The 2,982-nt window shown below is 73.1% G+C and carries 2 protein-coding genes and 1 pseudogene; all 3 read left to right on the top strand.

Going from position 1 to position 2,982, the window contains the following annotated elements; translation table 11 throughout:
- Positions 1–8 precede the first annotated feature (8 nt).
- On the top strand, positions 9–926 hold the full coding sequence (locus ACFQ4E_RS20410) for an aminoglycoside phosphotransferase family protein (protein ID WP_386806379.1): 918 nt from the start codon (positions 9–11) through the stop codon (positions 924–926).
- Complete coding sequence (locus tag ACFQ4E_RS20415; RefSeq protein ID WP_386806378.1) at positions 923–1,603, top strand: nucleotidyltransferase family protein; 681 nt, start codon at positions 923–925, stop codon at positions 1,601–1,603. The genes ACFQ4E_RS20410 and ACFQ4E_RS20415 overlap by 4 nt, the downstream gene beginning before the upstream one ends.
- A pseudogene (locus ACFQ4E_RS20420) lies at positions 1,596–2,982 on the top strand (double-strand break repair protein AddB); the annotation flags it as partial. The gene ACFQ4E_RS20415 and the pseudogene ACFQ4E_RS20420, both read left to right, overlap by 8 nt.

The following is a 2,982-nucleotide window of genomic DNA, read 5'->3' on the forward strand; positions in this document are numbered from 1 at the left end:
CGCGCCCCCTGGCAGGCGACGCCTCGGCGCGGCGCTACACGCGGCTTGCGCGCGGCGACGCGCGCGCGATCCTGATGCAGGACCCCGAGGGCGACGTCGCGCTGTTCGCGCGGCTGGCGCGGCATCTCTCGGGTCTCGGTCTCAGCGCGCCGCGCATCCTGGCCGAGGACTCGGCGGGGGGCGAATTGTTGATCGAGGACCTGGGCGACGCGCTCCTGGCACGGCTCTGCGCCGACACGCCCGGACGGGAGCCTGCGCTCTACGAGGTCGCGGTGGACGTGCTTCTGAGCCTGCACCGCGCGCCGCCTCCGGCGGAGCTTCCGCGCGCCACACCAGCTCGGCTCGCAGCGATGACCGATCTCGCGTTCACCGCCTATGTCGCGCCGCTCGGGGCGGATGTGTCGCGGGCGCAGAGCGAGGTGGAGGCCGCCTTTGCCGAGCTGCTGACGACACATGCCGATGACCAGGGCGTGATGGTGCTGCGGGACTATCACGCCGAGAACCTGCTCTGGCTGCCGGAGCGCGAGGGGGCCGCGCGCATGGGGCTCCTTGATTTCCAGGACGCGCTGGCGGGACCGAAAGGCTACGACCTCGTCAGCCTCGTCGAAGATGCGCGCCGCGACGTGTCCGAGGACGCGCGCGCGGCCGCGATCCGTCGCTATTGCACCGGCGCGGGCCGGTCGGCCGAGACCGTGGACCGCGAGCTGGCGCTCCTTGGCGCGCAGCGGAACCTGCGCATTCTGGGTGTCTTCGCGCGGCTGGCGCGGGAGCGGGAGAAGCCCGGCTACCTGGCGCTCATGCCCCGGGTCTGGGCGCATCTGGAGCGCGATCTGGCGCATCCCGTCATGTCACCGGTGCGCAAGCTTCTGGAGCCGGTCCTGCCGGAGCCGACGCCCGCGCGGCTGGCGCGGCTGGGGGCAGCATGAGCCGTCCGGTGATGCTCTTTGCCGCCGGGTTCGGCACGCGGATGGGGACGCTGACGCGCGATTGCCCGAAGCCGCTTCTCAAGGTCGGGGGCGAGACGCTTCTCGACCGGACGCTCGACCTGGCCGACGCGGCGGGGCTGGGGCCGAAACTGGTGAACGCGCATTATCTGGCGGACCGGATCGTGACGCATCTGGCCGGGCGCGACGTGGCGGTGGCGGTGGAGGCGCCGGAGATCCTCGACACCGGCGGCGGGCTCAAGGCCGCGCTGCCCCGACTCGGCGCAGGGCCCCTGGCGACGACGAACACAGATGCGGTCTGGCGTGGGCCGAACCCGTTTACGGTGCTCGAAGAGGCATGGCGCGACGGCATGGGCGCGCTTCTGCTGACCGTTCCGACGGCGCGCGCGGTGGGGCGGAAGACGCCGGGGGATTTCGCGCTCGGGCCGGACGGGCGACTGAGCCGGGGCGGCGATTTTGTCTATACCGGCGTGCAGATCCTCGACCCCGCGATCCTCGATGAGATCAACGCGAAGGTGTTCTCGCTCAATCGCGCCTGGGATCTCCTGGCGGCGCGGGGCGGGCTTTTCGGCGTGAGCTACGCGGGGCTCTGGTGCGATGTCGGGCATCCCGAGGGCATCGCGCTGGCCGAGGCGGTTCTGGAGGGGCGCGATGTTTGAGCCGCAGCCGGGAGCGCGGGTCTTCGCGCTTGCGCCGGGCGTCGATTTCGCGCGGGCGCTGGTCGACGGGCTCAGGGCGCGGCTGGAAGGTGAGCCGCCCGAGGCGATGGCGCGGGTGCAGCTGATCGTGAACACCCACCGCATGGCACGGCGGATCGAGACGATCTTCAAGGCCGGGCCGCCGGGCTTCCTGCCGCGGATCTCGCTCGTGACCGGACCCGCCGATCCGCGTCTGGCCGCCGAGCTGCCACCGCCGGTGCCCGCGCTCAGGCGCCGGCTGGAGCTTACCGGCCTGATCGCCAAGCTCCTCGAGGCGCAGCCCGACCTGGCCCCGGAAGCGGCGCTGTTCGACCTGGCCGACAGCCTCGCGCTCCTGATGGACGAGATGCAGATCGAAGGGGTCTCGCCCGAGGCGCTCGAGGCGCTCGACGTGACCGACCAGTCGGGCCATTGGCAGCGCGCGCTGGCCTTCCTGACGCTGGCGCGGCCCTTCTTCGACACGCTCGAGGCAGAGCCCGATGCGGCGGCGGTGCAGCGCCTGGCGCTGGAGCGGCAGCTCGCGCTCTGGGAGGCCGCGCCGCCCGCGCACCCTGTGATCCTCGCGGGCTCGACCGGCTCGCGCGGCACCACGCAGGAGCTGATGCGCCGCGTCGCGCATCTTCCGCAGGGCGCGGTGATCTGGCCCGGCTTCGACACCGACATGCCGCGCCATGTCTGGCAGCAATTGACCGAGGCCGGGAGCCTCGGCGGCGAGGATCATCCGCAATACCGCTTCGCGCGGCTGATGGCGGAGATGGAGCTTGCCCCGACCGATGTGGGGCTCTGGACCGACGAGGCGGCGCCCGCGCCGGGGCGCAACGCGCTGATCTCGCTGGCGCTCCGGCCCGCGCCGGTCACCGACCAGTGGTTCGAGGACGGACCGAAGCTTGCGGATCTGCGCGGCGCGACCGAAGGGGTCACGCTGGTCGAGGCGCAGACGCGGCGGGACGAGGCGCTGGCCATCGCGCTCCGGCTGCGGCAGGCGGCGGCGGAGGGCGTGACCGCGGCGCTGATCACCCCTGACCGGATGCTGTCGCGGCAGGTGACCGCGGCGCTCGACCGCTTTGGCCTTCTGCCCGACGACAGCGCCGGTCTTCCCGCGCTGCAGACCCCGCCGGGACGGCTTTTGCGGCAAGTGGCGCGGGGGCTGTCGGGGCCGCTGACCGCCGAGACGCTGCTGGCGCTTCTGAAGCACCCCCTGACCCACCACCCCGAGCGCGGCCTGCACACCCGGGCGGTCACCGCGTTTGAGCTGTGGATGCGGCGCGAGGGCTGCCCCTACCCCGCGCCCGAGCATCTGGCCGCCTTCGCCGCGACCGAGCGCGGGGCGCCCCACGCCG

Origin of the sequence: Litorisediminicola beolgyonensis (assembly GCF_042679605.1) — a bacterium.
In the GTDB taxonomy this organism is placed as follows: domain Bacteria; phylum Pseudomonadota; class Alphaproteobacteria; order Rhodobacterales; family Rhodobacteraceae; genus Litorisediminicola; species Litorisediminicola beolgyonensis.

What these genes read in the sequence shown, in the direction of transcription:
- ACFQ4E_RS20415 (WP_386806378.1), top strand. Translation starts at nt 923, where the DNA reads ATGAGCCGTCCGGTGATGCTCTTTGCCGCCGGGTTCGGCACGCGGATG.